The sequence below is a fragment of the Streptomyces sp. NPDC059874 genome (assembly GCF_042731135.1).
In the GTDB taxonomy this organism is placed as follows: Bacteria; Actinomycetota; Actinomycetes; order Streptomycetales; family Streptomycetaceae; genus Streptomyces.
Genome location: NZ_JBHWJY010000009.1, coordinates 13,725 through 26,098, shown reverse-complemented (window position 1 = coordinate 26,098; position 12,374 = coordinate 13,725). Strand labels below are relative to the sequence as shown.

The window sequence follows — 12,374 nt, the reverse complement described above, 5'->3', positions numbered from 1 at the left end:
CCGAAATCATCGACAACGGCCACTGCATCAACCTGCCAACGGGACCCGGCAACGCAGAACGGGCGCTGCAGATACCTGCCAACGCCCGTCCTCGGGCGCGGCCCCGCCGCCGCCCGCCTTCGTACCCGGTGTGCCTCGGTGTGCTCCGGTCAGGCCGCCATGGCCTGGACCAGGCTGTTCGGCCGCATGTCGGTCCAGTTCTCGGTGATGTGGTCGAGGCACGCCTGGCGGCCGTCGGCGCCGTGCCGCACGGTCCAGCCCGCCGGGACCTCGGCGAACGCGGGCCACAGGGAGTACTGGCCCTCCTCGTTGACGAGTACGAAGTAGCTCGCGTTGTCGTCCTCAAAGGGATTGGTCGCCATGATGGTCATCCTTTCTTTTCACCGGGCCGGCCAGCGCGCACGGATTCCACGAATCCGGCCAACCGGTCGACACCCCAGTACTTGTCAAATCCGACGATGAAGAAGGGGACGCCGAAGACGCCGTCCCGGTGCAGTGAGTTCAGGGCCTGGAGCCCCTTTTCGCGTATGCGGGGATCGGCATGCGCGCCCTCGGCTACCGCCGGGTCGATGCCGACCTCCTTGCCGATCCGGGCCATCACGGCCGGGTCGGAGATGTCCTCGCCGAGTTCCCACCGGGTGCGGTAGGTCTCGGCGATGAACTCGGGTCCCTTGCCGAGTTCGGCCGCCGCGAGGTACGCCAGGTGCGGGACCTCCCAGCGCGGGGCGGGGTCCACCGGCCAGACCATCTCCAGGCCCCGGGCCCGGGCGAGGCGGCGGACGTCCTGGAGGATGTAGAGGTGCTTCTCCCTGGACATCGGGACGTACGGCAACGTGATGTTGCCGCGCTCCAGCTCGTCCAGGGCGGGCTCGTCCGGCTCCCAGAAGGGCAGCCATTCGATCGCCTGGGCGACGTCCGGGTGGTGGTCCACCAGATCCCGGTAGGCCATCCAGGAGTACGGGCTGCGGAAGGAGAAGTACCAGCGCGGTCCGCGTCGTGCCATCACCGCCTCCTACGGTTCGTGCGGGTGGGTCGGGGGCCCGGCAGGGCCGTCAGATGGTGATGCCGCCGTCGATCTGGAGCACGGCGCCGGTGATGTACGCGGCTTTGTCCGAGACCAGGTACGCCACCAGGTCGGCGACCTCGTCCGCGGTGCCCATGCGGCGCAGCGGGATCGAGGACAGCGCTTCCTTGCGGGCCTTGTCGTTCATCGCCGCGACCATGTCGGTCTCGATGAAGCCGGGGGCGACCGCGTTGACGCGGATGCCGGACCGGCCGGTCTCCTTGGCCAGGGCCCGGGTGAAGCCGATGATCCCGGCCTTGGAGGCGGAGTAGTTGGTCTGGGTGCCGTGGCCGTAGACCCCGGCGACCGAGGAGATGTTGACGATGGCGCCGCCGCGGCGCTTCATCATGCCGAAGACCACTGCGCGGCAGACGTGGTAGACGCCGTCCAGGTTGGTGTCGAGGACCTCGCGCCACTGCTGGTCCTCCATCAGGACGAGCGGGTTGTCGCGGGTGATGCCGGCCGCGGTGACGGCCGCGACGACCGGCCCCAGGTCCTCTTCGGTGGCCTCGATCCAGGCGCGTACGGCGGCCCCGTCCGCGACGTCGACGCGGGTGCCGGTCACACGTACGCCGAACTCCTCGCCGGACTTCTCCAGGGTGCGCGCCGCGTCGTCGTCCGAGCGGTAGCAGAAGGCGACGTCGAATCCGTCGCGGGCCAGCGCCCGGACCGTGGCCCGGCCGATGCCCCGGGATCCACCGGTGACCAGGGCGACCCGGCTCGTGCTTTCTGACATGGTCTTCTTCTCCTCGGGCGGGCGGTCAGGCGGTTGCGGGGCGCAGGGCCGCGGCGGGGCGGAAGGCCATGACGATGCGGCCGACGGTCATCACCGTCTCGCCGGCGGAGCGGGTCTCGCCCTCGAACAGCAGGGTGTCGTCGACCTTGCGGTCCAGGCGCACCCGGTGCTCCAGGACCTCGCCGGGCAGCACCGGGCGGTGGAACTCGACGCCGGTCATGCCGCCGAAGAGCATCACCTGTCCGTCGAGCACGTCCGGGTTGGGGTCGTCCCAGGTGGCGAGGACCCCGGCGGACTGGCACCAGGACTCCACGAGCAGCGTCGCCGGGTAGGCGAAGTCCTCCTCCGGCGTGTCCGGGCCGAGCTTCTCGTACCAGGGCTCGTTGCAGGTGACCGCCTTGAGTGCGATCAGGCGCTCGCCGGGGACCACTTCCACGAGGCGGTCGACGAGCAGCATCGGGAAGCGGTGCGGCAGCCGGGCCCTGATGTCGCGCTGGCCGGTCATGCGGCGACCCCCTCGCCGGCCGGGTGGGCGAAGCGCAGCCGGACGCCGGCCGCGGGGCCGCGTCCGGTGCTGAGCTTGGCCCGGCACTGCCAGTCGCCCGTCGGGGTGCGCTTCCACGCCAGGTCGATGTCGACCAGGTCGCCGGGGAAGACCGGCCCGGTGAACCGGGTGGACTCCACGGCGGCCAGCGCGGCGCCCTTGGCGCCGTCGGGCAGGGTGGCCTCGGCGCTCAGCCGGGCGCACTCCACCAGGCAGACGCCGGGGAAGATGGGGAAGCCCGGGTAGTGGCCGGGCAGCACGGTCTCGGTGTCCGCGACGGTGAACCGGGCCGCGCCCGTCAGTTCGCCGTCGGCGGGCAGGATCTCGACCGCGCCGCTCAATGGGCCGGCGGCGGCCATCATGCCGCCTGCGGCGTGGCGAGCTTGGTGACCAGCAGGTCGTAGGCGCTCTGCAGGGTCACGATCTGCTTGAGCTCGGACTCCGGCAGCTTCACGCCGTACTTCTTCTCCAGGACGACGACGATCTCCAGCGCCATGAGCGAGTCGACCTCGAGGTCGTCGACGAACCGTACGTCGTCGGTCACCTCGGCAACGTCGACATCGAGCACCTGGGCCACGACGGCGCGCAGTTCTTCCTTTTCCAGCACGGTTCTTCGGTCCTTTCGGTCGGGGCGGGGGATCAGCGCAGGGCCAGCAGGGCGCAGCCGACGGTTCCGGTGCGGTCCACGGAGGTGATCACGCCGATCCGGCCGGCCGCCTCGGCGGGCCGGTCCTCGGCGTACGAGAGCAGGGCGGCGGCCTGGAAAGCGGCCGCGGCGGCCCCGGTGTCTCCGATCAGGGCGGTGGGCGTGAGGTCGGCGTACTCGACCGTCCCGAGCACTTCGCGTACCGCCTCGGCCTCGCCCCGGCCCTCGCGGCCGGGTGCGCCGGAGCGGGCGACGGCGGCCACCTGGGCGGGCTCGACGCCGGCCCGGCGCAGCGCCGAGCGCAGCGTGGAGACCAGAGCGGGGCGGGGGTCCGCGTCGAGCACGACACCGAGCTCCACGGCGAGGAGTTCGGCGAGCACGGGCTGGTCGGGGTCCTCGGGGGTGTGCGGTTCGACGAGGAGCATCGCGCAGCCCTCGCCCAGCGCCGGGGCGGGGTCGGCGCCCTGGTCGCCGCTGTGGTGCTCCAGCCAGGCCCGGGCCTGGCTGAACTCCTCGGCGGCCCCGCACAGCACGGTGCGGGCGCGGCCCGCGCCGAGCAGGCGACGGGAGTAGTTCAGGGCGTGCAGGCCGGCCGTGCGGCCGCCCGCGATGGTGGCGTTGGGTCCCTTGAGCTGGTACCAGATGGCGCTCTGGCCGGCCGCGCAGTTCATGACGGTGTTGGGGAACCGTGCCGGGTCGACGAAGAAGGGCTGCTCTCCGGTGAGGGAGTCCCGGGTGAAGTCCATCATCGACTGGGCGCTGCCGGTGGTGGTGCCGAGCGCGAACGCCGCGCCCTCGCCGGTGCCGACCGCGCGGTTGCGCTCCCCGTCGTCGAGCAGGGAGCCGACGGCGGAGACGGCGAGGCCGGTGACCCGGTCCATCGAGCGGGTGCCCTTCTTGCCGAGCACCTCGCGGACGGAGAAGCCGGGCACGAGGTGCCCGACGCCGCCGGGGGTGGTGCCGTGTTCGGGGCCGAGTTCGGTGACGGTGCCGCGCCGTTCCCGCAGGCCCTCGGTGAACGCCGCCCTGCCGATGCCGTACGGCGACACAGCCGACCAGGCGGTGATCACCGGGCGTCCGGCGCCCGTGGTGGGGGTGGTCATGACCGTCACGTATTCCTTCCGTTCGGGGTGGTCACAGGAAGAAGACCATCCGGTAGTCGCTCCAGCGCTCGGCGGTCTCGCCCGCGCGGACGAGGGCGACGCCCTCGACCAGCGGGTGCGGGGAGTGCAGCGCCGCGATGTCGGGTTCCTCCACCAGGACGCGGACTCCGACGCCGAGCAGCGTGCGCAGTCCCTTGCGGGGGTCGGTGAGGGTGTCCACCGTCCACGTGCCGATGCGCAGCGCGGGCACGGGGCCCGCGTCCAGGGCGTAGGACACGGCCGAGCCGCGCAGCAGGATGTCGAGGCCGCCGAGTTGCCGGTGCAGCTCGGTGGCCAGGTAGAGCTCGTCGAAGAACTGCTTCTCCAGCGCGCCCCGGTAGCCGTTTTCGATGACGGCGAGTACCCGGCGGTCCATCAGATCCCCCCCAGGTGCAGGGTCTTGTCGGCGGCGGCGACGTTGGCGGCGTACCCGGCGGGCGGGCGGAGCACCACCTGGGGCAGGTGGTCCACCGCCCCTCGTTCGTCGCTGCAGAACCGGCAGCCGTACCAGTGGAGCCGGCCTTCGTAGGTGGTCAGCAGGCCCTCGATCAGGGCCGGCGTGGAGGGGTACTCCTGGTTCCAGTCGGCCAGGTTGCGCGGCTTGTGGGAGCCGAGCGACCGCTGGGTGAGCATGGTGGCGTACCCGCAGGTCCACACCTGTACGGTGGCGCCGCGCTCCAGAAGGGCCTGGGTCAGCCGTAGTGCGGTGGTGACCTGGTCCGACGTGTGAGGGGGACCCATGAGGGTGATGAGCACGTCCGTGTGGGGGATCTGCCTGGCCACTTAGTGCCACACCACCTTGACGGCCGGATCGAGGATCCAGCCGGCCACCACGTCCATGCCGACGACGCGCAGTTCGGGCCGCAGGGCCGCGGTGTCGAGGCCGCGCTGGGCGAGCGAGAAGCTGTCGGCCGCGAGCACCCCGCCCTCCTTCTGGAACCGGTCCAGGTCGCTGTCGCTGCCGGGGACGGCGAGGACGACGCCGTCCTGGACCAGGAAGAGGAGCGCCGACTGCCCGGTGAGCACCTGGGTGACCGCGTCGCGCCGGAAGCCGGCGTCCTGCGCGACGCGGCCCTGGCTCTCGATGAGCAGCAGCCGTGGGGTGCCGCTCTCCCAGATCTCGCTCACGCCGCCGGCACTCCGTTGATCGCGTCGAGCACGTGCTGGTCGAAGTTGACCAGGCTCCAGTCGCGGCGGTTCTCGATGACGGCGTAGCCGTGCACGATCCGGCCGGTGGCGGTCTTGACGAGGTTGCCGTCGCGCAGCACGTAGAAGTCCATGCGCGAGGTGTAGGTGAAGTCCTTGAAGACCTCCTCGACGGTGTAAACCGTGTAGAGGTCCTCCTCCATCAGCGCCTCGTCGAGGATGCGGATGTCGGAGCGGGGCACGACCGGGATCCAGCGGCGGTCGTCGAGCAGGGTCTTGATGGAGATGCCGCGGTCGGCGACGAAGCGGTCCTTGCCCTCCTCCATCAGGCGCAGGTAGCCGGACATCTGGATGCGCTCGGTGAAGTGGCAGTACGGGTAGGGGATGTTCCACTTCCAGGCGTAGGCGTTCTGCCCTGCCGTCAGGGAGGCGAGGATCTCCTCCTCGGCGGGGGCGGCGGTGCCTGGCTCGCGCTGGAGGTCGTCGCCGAGGGTGGCCACGGCGAAGCGGGCGAGCTGCTCCGGGACCTCGCCGGCCGCCTCCAGGTAGGTGTCGACGCGCAGGGAGACGCGGACCTTGGAGGTGACGGCCTTGTGGATCTCGTGGTTGCGCTCGAACTGGATGGTGACCTTGAAGCCGATGGTCCCGTCGTCGTCCTTCGTCCAGGGCACCACCTCGGCGTCGGCGATGTCGTCCATGTGGAAGGCGTGCAGGATGCGGGTGTCGATGGAGACCAGGTCGACGCCCAGGCCGTGCTCCTCGTACAGCGCTCGGGCGGGCAGCCCGGCCTGGCGGAAGTGGTCCAGGACGGCTTCCTCGACGAGGTAGTTGACGTGCTTGAAGCCGATCCAGGTGCAGATGTTGGACCCCTCGTAGCGGGGTCGCACCCGGGTGGCGGTGGCGGTGGTCAGCAGCGCCTTGACGGCGGTGTCCGTGACGAGGGTCATGCGAGGGGCTCCAGGGCGTTGAGGAGGGCAGCCCCGCGCGGCGGGGTCAGGCCCATGGTCGAGTTGACGAAGGTGCTGACGGCTGCCGCGAACTCCGCGGGCTCGTCGAGCATCGGGAAGTGCCCGCTGCCGGGCAGGACGCAGGCGATCGCGTCGGGGAGCGCCTCGGCCAGCGCCGCACTCTCCTCGGGGGGTGCGGCGAAGTCCGTGGCGCCGGCCAGCACGAGCGCGGGGGCGGTGATCCGGCCGGTCTGCAGCGCGGGGGTGCGCAGGTACAGGTCGAAGAAGCGCAGCCAGCCGTAGGGACCCACGCGGTCGCGGACCCGCTCTCCCATGGCCTGCTTGATGTCGTCGGGGACCCGGCCGCCGGAGTGGGCCCGGATCCCCTCCTCCATGATCAGGTGGAAGTCGTTGAGGTAGTGGCTGATGGTGCCCCAGTCGAACTCCTCGGTGCTGCCCCGGTAGAAGGGGGAGACCAGCACCAGGGCCCGGATGCCGAACTGGCGCAGCGCGTCGACGCCGCCCCGGTTCTTCTGGTCGAGCAGGTCGAGCAGGACGTTGGCCGCCATGGAATGGGCGACCACCACCTCGGCGCCGCCCGGTACCGCGTCCAGTGCCTTGGCGAGCCAGCCCCGCAGGTTGGGCTGCTCGGTCCAGTCGGCGATGGTCTCGGTGCGCCACGGCAGCCGCGCCGTCCACACCTGGTACGACGGGGGCAGCTCGGGCAGGACGCGCTCCCAGACGCTGTCGTTGGCCGCGAGTCCGTGCAGCAGCAGGACGCGGGGGCCACTGCCCTCGGTCCGCCGTTCGACCGACACCGGACGCAGGTCCACCTTGGTGTTCATTTCTGACTCCTTTTCCTCGCCGCTCACGCCGCTTCGGGAGCGAGCAGCAGCAGGTCCGCGCCGGCGTCGTCGGCCGCGGTGCCGGTCACTGCCCGGAAGGGTCCGCGCTCGCCGGCGTCGAACCAGCCGACGGCGGCGGCGACCTGGAGCAGGCCCAGGGCTCCGGAGGCCTTGCCGAAGTGCTCGGGCAGCTCCCAGCGGCGGCCTGCCTGGCCGGCCTCGCCGGCGCCCCGGCGGTAGGGGCCGAGCACGGCGCGCACCGTCGCCGAGCGTTCGGCGGCCGCGGCCCTGGACTCGACGACCAGTGCCGCGCCGCCGTCCACCGCGCGGCCGCCGTCGAGGAGGCGGCGCACCACCTCGTTGTCGGGCTCGACGCCGAGCACCAGGACCCGCTCGGCCCGCCCGGCCGCGACGATCGTGGCCGCCCAGTGGACGGCGTCGAGGCCGGAGGTCTCCCCGTTGCAGACCATCAGGTTGGGGCCGCGCAGCCCGTAGCGGATGGCCGCCGAGGAGGCGATGACGTTGCTGGAGGCGTTGGGCAGGTCCATCGGCGAGGTGGCCGTGACGGTCTCCGCGCGAATGGTCTCCAGTGCCCGGGCGACGGTGTCGAGGTTGCCGAAGTTGGAGCTGGCGACCACGCCGACGCTCGCGGCGGGCACGTTGATGCCCTCCTTCTCGTCGGCGCCGAGCAGGCCGGCGTCACGCAGCGCGGCGGCGGTCAGGGCGTAGCCGAGCTGGGTGGCGCGGTCCTTGTAGCGCAGGCCCTTCTTCCCGACGTGGGCGGCCGGTTCGACAGGGGCGCCGCCGGCGGCGGGGCCGTCGGCGAGGGCGCGTACGGAGTCGGCGCCCGGCAGCAGGACGGCGGCGCCGGTGACCACCACGGTGGTGTCGCCGTTCCCGGTGTGCTGGGCGGTCTGTGTGGTCATCGGGTGCCCTCCACTATGGCCACGGCGTTGATGCCGCCGAATCCGAAGGCGTTGAGCTGCGCCACCTTCAGCGGCTGGTCGGCGACCGCCCGGCCGGTGACGAAGCGGAACGGGGCGGCCTCCTCGACCGGCTCGTCCAGACCCACGGTCGGCGGCACCCGTCCCTCGTTCAGGGCCTGTACGCCCACGATCAGGTTGATCAGTCCGGACGCGCCGGAGGTGTGCCCGGTCATGGACTTCACAGCGGTCATCAGCGGTACGCCCGCGTCGTCTCCGAGCACATCGGCCAGGGCGGTGGCTTCCGCCTCGTCGTTGAGCAGGGTTCCGGTGCCGTGCAGCATCACCAGGTCCACGTCGGACGGCTTGACGCCGGCCAGCTCGTGGGCGGTGCGCATGGCCTCGGCGATGCCCTCGGGGGAGGGTGCGGTGACGTGGTACGCGTCGCAGTTGACGGCGACGCCGCGCAGTCGGCCGTGGACCTGGGGGGCGCCTTCCTCGGTGCGGCGCAGCACGATCGCCGCCGCGCCGTCGCCCATCAGGACACCCGTACGGTTGCGGTCGAAGGGCCGTACCCGGTCGGGCGGGGTCGGGTGGACCCGCTCCAGGAGCCCGTACATCGACTCGGTCAGGACGTCGACGCCGGCGACGATCACGGTGTCGGGTGCGTCCTCGCCCTCCTGGCTCAGCAGGTCGCTGCCGAGCGCGAGCGCGTACAGGGAGGCGGAGCAGGCGTTGGAGAAGGTGTACGTGACATCGGCGTTGAAACGTTTCCGCAGTCCGGTGCCGAAGTGCAGCCCGGAGTCGGCGAACGGGCTGCCGTCACCCCACCACAGTTCCATCGAACGCAGCTCGCGCAGCCCGGTGCCGACCAGGATGGGGATGCCGGACAGGTCTTCGCCCAGCCCCGCGTCGGCGGCCGCCTGGGCGATCGCCTCGTGCAGGAGCCGGCTCGCGCGGCCGGGGACGTCCTCGCCGACGGCTGGTCGGTCGTCCACCTCGTAGGCGTGCTGCGCCCGGAACCTGGTGCGGTCGAAGCCGCGCAGCTCGGCTCGTCCGCTGACGCCCCGGCACAGGTTCTCGAAGAGCTCACCGACACCGGAGCCGGTGGCGGCGACGGCGCCCATCCCGATGATGGGGCGGATCGTCATGACGCCTCCTTGATCGCGTCGTACCGGCCGAGCAGTACCGCCGCGTTGTTGCCGCCGAACGCCAGCCCGTTGTTCTGGACGATCCGCAGGTCGGCCTCGACCGCCTGGTTCGGTACGCAGTCGACGTCGCACTCGGGGTCGGTGGTGACATGGTTGATGGTGGGGGGGATGAAGCGGTTCTGGATGGCCAGGGCGCACCCGATCGCTCCCAGGGCGCTGGCGGCGCCCATGCTGTGCCCGAGCATCGACTTCATGGAGACGGTGCGGGGAGGCGTGTCTCCGAAGACCTGGCGGATGGCGCCCGCCTCGGTGATGTCGTTGGCCTTGGTGCCGGTGCCGTGCGCCGAGATGAGGTCCACCTCGTGGGGCTTGACACCGGCGTTGTCCAGGGCGAGGCGCATCAGTTCGGCGACGCTGTCCCGGTCGGGGGCGACCTGGTGGTGGGCGTCGCAGTTGAGCCCGTAGCCGAGCACCTCGGCGTAGATGGTGGCACCGCGCGCAAGGGCGGAGTCCAGGCGCTCCAGGACCAGTACGCCCGCGCCCTCGCCGGTGAGGATGCCCTTGCGGTCGATGTCGAAGGGCTGGCAGCGGTCCGGGGCGATGGTGCCCAGGCGGTAGAAGCCCGTGAAGGTCTTGCGGCACATCGCGTCCGCCCCGCCGCAGAAGGCGAACTCCGCCTCACCGGAGCTGACGGCGTCGAAGCCGTAGCCGATGGCGTAGTTGCCCGCCGAGCAGGCGGTCGGGATGGTCAGCGCCTCCACGTCGGTCAGGCCGAGTTCCTGGGCGATGGCGACCGACAGCCGCCCGGCCGGCACACGCCGGGCGGCCGCGGGGTCGAAGGCTCCCGTGCCGTCGGCCAGTTCGCTCTCCACCAGCTGGTCGAGGTCGTAACTCTCGCCATCCGTGGTGCCGATGGAGATCAGGCCGCGCCGGGTGCGCAGCTGCGTCAGATCGAGTCCCGAGTCCTCCAGGGCCATTCGGGCGGCTGCCGCCGAGAACTGCGCGGCCCTGCCGAGCTGTTCCACGTCGAGTTCGCTGATCCAGTCCCGCGGGTCGAAATCGGTGATCTCGCACCCGTTCGCGTGGGCGAACCCTTCCGTGTCGAACACCGAGATGGGCCGGGCACCGCTGCGGCCTTCACGCAGTCCCTGGAGGAACTCCTTCGCGCCGAGTCCGATGCTCGACACCACTCCTAATCCGGTGAGAACCACCCGGTGCCGCTCCGGCCGGGTGTGGCCGGTGCCGCGCTCTGCCGCCGTCATGGCAACCTCCCCATCCGCCGCAGCGGGATCGACTACCAGTTGGCCGGCTCGGCCACAACCTCGTAGACACCCTTGAGGTTCACCATGCGGGGCAGCTCGCTCTGGTTGATGACGACGCGGAATTCCTTCTCGAGGGCCGCGAGGATCTCGATGGCGCGGAGCGAGTCGGCGTTGTGGTCCTCCTTGAAAAGGCTGACCTCGCTGACCTCGTCCTCCTCGATTTCGAGAATGTCGCAGACGATTTCCTTGATGGTCTCGAGACGCTCGTCGCGCGTGGCAGTCGTCACACTAATTCCCCTTCTAGGATTCGCCGCTGAAAGCGCGGCAGAGTTACTCACATTGGAAAGGATGCGGTCGCGGCCAATTTCTTACAACGGCGACTGCAACAACCTGCCACCGTCGCCGGCGAATTCAGCTTCCGGGCCGTCCGGCCGGGGAGAGGTCCCCGGAACCCAGCAGCAATGCGTCACTCAAGGACGCGGCGGCGTCCGCGGCGGCGCGGCTCAGCTGCCGGTCGGGGGCGTCGGGCATCCGGGTGCCCGTCCCGGTCAGCACCAGGGCCTCGGCCACGGTGCCGGACGCGGCACGGATCGGTACGGCGTAGGAGACGGCGCGGGGCGCGATCGGGTCGGGTCCGTAGGCCCAGCCCCGGCGGCGTACGACGGCCAGTTGGGCCGGCGTGAACCGGGCGCGCTGCAGCCCCTCGTACAGTTCCTCCGGCTCCGCCCAGGCGTAGAGCACCTGGGCGCCGGGCCCCGCCGAGGCCGGGCGGGCGGTGCCGACGGCAGCCGGGTCACCGCCCATCGCGTCGACGCCGTCGAAGGCGTCGACGGAGGTACCGACACAGATCTGCAGGGTGCCGCGCCGGCGGTAGAGCCGGGCGGCCAGGCCGGTACGGGCGGCCAGCTCGGCCAGGACGGGGACCGCTGCCTCGGCGAGGCGGTCCTGCCGGACCTCGACGGCCAGCACGCCGAGACGAGGGCCGAGTATGAAGCGGCCCTGGACATCACGGGTGAGCAGGCCGAGCCGCTCCATGGCGACGGCGATCCGGTGGGTGGTGGGGCGGGACATCCCGCTGAGCGCGACCATCTCGACCAGGGTGGCCGGTCCGCCCTCGACGATCTCCAGCAGGACCGCCGCCTTGTCCAGGACGCCCACGCCGCACATCGGCCGCGGCCGGACGGTGGTGGTGCTCACCGCTGTGCGGCCAGCCGTGCGCGGATGTCCCCGACGAGTTCGGCCTTGCGGTCCACGAGGTAGAAATGGCCGCCGGGCAGGACCCGCAGTGCGAAGCCGCGGGGGGCGAGGTCCGCCCAGGCGGCGACCTCGTGCGCGGCGACGCCGGGGTCGCTGTCGCCGACGTACCCGACGACCGGGCAGGGCAGCGGGACGCCGGGGCGCGGCGCGTAGCGGGCGACGGCGGTGAAGTCGGCACGGATCGCGGGGAGCACCAGCTCGCGCAGGTCCGCGTCGTCGAGCAGCGCGGCGTCGGTACCGCCGAGCCGCTTGACCTCTTCGACGAGGTCGGCGTCGCTGCCGAACGCGGCGGCCCGGGGGGTGAGCAGGTGCGGGGCCTTGCGGCCGGAGAGCATCAGCAGCGCGGGGGCCGTGCCGTGACGCTCCGCCAGGCGCAGGGTGATCTCGTAGCCGACGGTCGCTCCCATGCTGTGGCCGAAGACGGCCAGCGGAACGTCCAGGTACGGGTCGAGCTCGCCGCTGATGGCGGCGGCGAGTTCCTCCAGCTCGGCGAAGGGCTCCTCGGCGATCCGCTCCTGGCGGCCCGGGTAGCGTACGGCCAGCACTTCGACGTCGTCGCCGAAGGCGTGCCCCCAGCTGTGGAAGAAGCCGGCCGAACCGCCGGCGTGCGGCAGGCAGAGCAGCCGCAGCCGCGGCGTCTCCGCGGTGGGGTACCTGCGCAGCCAGATGCTCTGGGTGCCAAGTGGCATGGTGGTTGGTCTCCTTGTGGGCG

The 12,374-nt window shown here is 71.6% G+C and carries 18 protein-coding genes; all 18 read right to left on the bottom strand.

Annotated features, from left to right (window positions below):
* Positions 1–149: 149 nt before the first annotated feature.
* Complete coding sequence (locus tag ACFV9H_RS07745) at positions 150–362, bottom strand: MbtH family protein (protein WP_385394730.1); 213 nt, start codon at positions 360–362, stop codon at positions 150–152.
* Between the two features lie 5 nt (positions 363–367).
* Positions 368–1,003 carry a 2-hydroxychromene-2-carboxylate isomerase gene (locus tag ACFV9H_RS07740; RefSeq protein WP_385394727.1) on the bottom strand — a complete coding sequence of 212 codons (636 nt, stop codon included), beginning with the start codon at positions 1,001–1,003 and terminating at the stop codon, positions 368–370.
* A 49-nt stretch (positions 1,004–1,052) separates the two neighbouring features.
* Positions 1,053–1,799, bottom strand: coding sequence for a 3-oxoacyl-[acyl-carrier-protein] reductase (gene fabG / locus ACFV9H_RS07735; protein ID WP_385394724.1), 747 nt, complete (start codon positions 1,797–1,799; stop codon positions 1,053–1,055).
* Positions 1,800–1,824: 25 nt separating this feature from the next.
* On the bottom strand, positions 1,825–2,304 hold the full coding sequence (locus tag ACFV9H_RS07730; protein ID WP_385394721.1) for a 3-hydroxyacyl-ACP dehydratase FabZ family protein: 480 nt from the start codon (positions 2,302–2,304) through the stop codon (positions 1,825–1,827).
* The gene (locus ACFV9H_RS07725; protein ID WP_385394718.1) at positions 2,301–2,705 is read right to left on the bottom strand and encodes a 3-hydroxyacyl-ACP dehydratase FabZ family protein; all 405 of its coding nucleotides are present in this window, start codon (positions 2,703–2,705) and stop codon (positions 2,301–2,303) included. Before ACFV9H_RS07725 ends, ACFV9H_RS07730 begins: the two co-directional genes overlap by 4 nt.
* Entirely contained in the window at positions 2,702–2,950 is a 249-nt protein-coding gene (locus tag ACFV9H_RS07720; protein WP_385394715.1) for an acyl carrier protein, read from the bottom strand. The genes ACFV9H_RS07725 and ACFV9H_RS07720 overlap by 4 nt, the downstream gene beginning before the upstream one ends.
* Before the next feature lie 32 nt (positions 2,951–2,982).
* On the bottom strand, positions 2,983–4,092 hold the full coding sequence (locus tag ACFV9H_RS07715) for a beta-ketoacyl synthase N-terminal-like domain-containing protein (RefSeq protein WP_385394712.1): 1,110 nt from the start codon (positions 4,090–4,092) through the stop codon (positions 2,983–2,985).
* Between the two features lie 31 nt (positions 4,093–4,123).
* A complete protein-coding gene (locus ACFV9H_RS07710; RefSeq protein ID WP_385394709.1) occupies positions 4,124–4,507 on the bottom strand; it encodes a hypothetical protein in 384 nt (127 codons plus the stop codon).
* The gene (locus ACFV9H_RS07705; protein ID WP_385394706.1) at positions 4,507–4,914 is read right to left on the bottom strand and encodes a hypothetical protein; all 408 of its coding nucleotides are present in this window, start codon (positions 4,912–4,914) and stop codon (positions 4,507–4,509) included. The genes ACFV9H_RS07710 and ACFV9H_RS07705 overlap by 1 nt, the downstream gene beginning before the upstream one ends.
* Positions 4,915–5,259: a hypothetical protein gene (locus ACFV9H_RS07700; RefSeq protein WP_385394703.1), complete on the bottom strand. Its 345-nt coding sequence runs from the start codon at positions 5,257–5,259 to the stop codon at positions 4,915–4,917.
* On the bottom strand, positions 5,256–6,224 hold the full coding sequence (locus ACFV9H_RS07695; RefSeq protein WP_385394700.1) for a hypothetical protein: 969 nt from the start codon (positions 6,222–6,224) through the stop codon (positions 5,256–5,258). Before ACFV9H_RS07695 ends, ACFV9H_RS07700 begins: the two co-directional genes overlap by 4 nt.
* The gene (locus ACFV9H_RS07690) at positions 6,221–7,069 is read right to left on the bottom strand and encodes an alpha/beta fold hydrolase (RefSeq protein ID WP_385394697.1); all 849 of its coding nucleotides are present in this window, start codon (positions 7,067–7,069) and stop codon (positions 6,221–6,223) included. The genes ACFV9H_RS07695 and ACFV9H_RS07690 overlap by 4 nt, the downstream gene beginning before the upstream one ends.
* Before the next feature lie 23 nt (positions 7,070–7,092).
* Positions 7,093–7,995: a beta-ketoacyl synthase N-terminal-like domain-containing protein gene (locus ACFV9H_RS07685; RefSeq protein ID WP_385394695.1), complete on the bottom strand. Its 903-nt coding sequence runs from the start codon at positions 7,993–7,995 to the stop codon at positions 7,093–7,095.
* Positions 7,992–9,143: a beta-ketoacyl-[acyl-carrier-protein] synthase family protein gene (locus ACFV9H_RS07680; RefSeq protein ID WP_385394692.1), complete on the bottom strand. Its 1,152-nt coding sequence runs from the start codon at positions 9,141–9,143 to the stop codon at positions 7,992–7,994. Before ACFV9H_RS07680 ends, ACFV9H_RS07685 begins: the two co-directional genes overlap by 4 nt.
* Positions 9,140–10,405: a beta-ketoacyl-[acyl-carrier-protein] synthase family protein gene (locus ACFV9H_RS07675; protein ID WP_385394689.1), complete on the bottom strand. Its 1,266-nt coding sequence runs from the start codon at positions 10,403–10,405 to the stop codon at positions 9,140–9,142. The genes ACFV9H_RS07680 and ACFV9H_RS07675 overlap by 4 nt, the downstream gene beginning before the upstream one ends.
* Positions 10,406–10,437: 32 nt before the next feature.
* On the bottom strand, positions 10,438–10,692 hold the full coding sequence (locus ACFV9H_RS07670) for an acyl carrier protein (RefSeq protein WP_385394687.1): 255 nt from the start codon (positions 10,690–10,692) through the stop codon (positions 10,438–10,440).
* A 124-nt stretch (positions 10,693–10,816) separates the two neighbouring features.
* Positions 10,817–11,602 carry an IclR family transcriptional regulator gene (locus ACFV9H_RS07665; RefSeq protein ID WP_385394684.1) on the bottom strand — a complete coding sequence of 262 codons (786 nt, stop codon included), beginning with the start codon at positions 11,600–11,602 and terminating at the stop codon, positions 10,817–10,819.
* Positions 11,599–12,351, bottom strand: a complete 753-nt coding sequence (locus ACFV9H_RS07660; protein ID WP_385394682.1) for a thioesterase II family protein — start codon at positions 12,349–12,351, stop codon at positions 11,599–11,601. The genes ACFV9H_RS07665 and ACFV9H_RS07660 overlap by 4 nt, the downstream gene beginning before the upstream one ends.
* Between the last annotated feature and the right edge of the window lie 23 nt (positions 12,352–12,374).

Coding starts and splice junctions, on each gene's coding strand:
- ACFV9H_RS07710 (WP_385394709.1), bottom strand. CDS start 4,507: ATGGACCGCCGGGTACTCGCCGTCATCGAAAACGGCTACCGGGGCGCG.
- ACFV9H_RS07745 (WP_385394730.1), bottom strand. CDS start 362: ATGGCGACCAATCCCTTTGAGGACGACAACGCGAGCTACTTCGTACTC.
- ACFV9H_RS07695 (WP_385394700.1), bottom strand. CDS start 6,224: ATGACCCTCGTCACGGACACCGCCGTCAAGGCGCTGCTGACCACCGCC.
- ACFV9H_RS07715 (WP_385394712.1), bottom strand. CDS start 4,092: ATGACCACCCCCACCACGGGCGCCGGACGCCCGGTGATCACCGCCTGG.
- ACFV9H_RS07685 (WP_385394695.1), bottom strand. CDS start 7,995: ATGACCACACAGACCGCCCAGCACACCGGGAACGGCGACACCACCGTG.
- ACFV9H_RS07660 (WP_385394682.1), bottom strand. CDS start 12,351: ATGCCACTTGGCACCCAGAGCATCTGGCTGCGCAGGTACCCCACCGCG.
- ACFV9H_RS07680 (WP_385394692.1), bottom strand. CDS start 9,143: ATGACGATCCGCCCCATCATCGGGATGGGCGCCGTCGCCGCCACCGGC.
- ACFV9H_RS07740 (WP_385394727.1), bottom strand. CDS start 1,003: ATGGCACGACGCGGACCGCGCTGGTACTTCTCCTTCCGCAGCCCGTAC.
- fabG (WP_385394724.1), bottom strand. CDS start 1,799: ATGTCAGAAAGCACGAGCCGGGTCGCCCTGGTCACCGGTGGATCCCGG.
- ACFV9H_RS07730 (WP_385394721.1), bottom strand. CDS start 2,304: ATGACCGGCCAGCGCGACATCAGGGCCCGGCTGCCGCACCGCTTCCCG.
- ACFV9H_RS07675 (WP_385394689.1), bottom strand. CDS start 10,405: ATGACGGCGGCAGAGCGCGGCACCGGCCACACCCGGCCGGAGCGGCAC.
- ACFV9H_RS07725 (WP_385394718.1), bottom strand. CDS start 2,705: ATGATGGCCGCCGCCGGCCCATTGAGCGGCGCGGTCGAGATCCTGCCC.
- ACFV9H_RS07690 (WP_385394697.1), bottom strand. CDS start 7,069: ATGAACACCAAGGTGGACCTGCGTCCGGTGTCGGTCGAACGGCGGACC.